Here is a 244-nt window from a genome sequence, read left to right as displayed (position 1 = left end):
CGCCGATGTTGAGCAGTTCGATTTCTCCGCCGCGAATCCGCAGCAGGCTCAGGCAGGCCGCCGGCATGTCTTCGAGGTCGTGCCAGTCGCGGCCGCTCTGGGCGCGGAAGTCGCCCTGGATATCGTTGAGCAGGCGCCGCAGCAGGGTCTCGCTGGATTGCTCGGGCTCGACTTCCAGCAGCAACCGCAGGTGCCGGTCCACCGCCTGGGCCAGCCAGCGCGCGTCGCTTTCCACGCCCAGCAC

The 244-nt window shown here is 68.9% G+C and carries 1 protein-coding gene; it reads right to left on the bottom strand.

The window, feature by feature from the left end; translation table 11 throughout:
* A partial coding sequence (locus tag G5A07_RS21640; protein ID WP_191864013.1) for a protein phosphatase 2C domain-containing protein occupies window positions 1–244 on the bottom strand: 244 nt, incomplete at both ends.

Source organism: Stenotrophomonas sp. AS012628 (assembly GCF_010608305.1).
In the GTDB taxonomy this organism is placed as follows: Bacteria; Pseudomonadota; Gammaproteobacteria; order Xanthomonadales; family Xanthomonadaceae; genus Stenotrophomonas; species Stenotrophomonas geniculata.
This window is presented reverse-complemented; position numbering and strand designations above follow the sequence as displayed.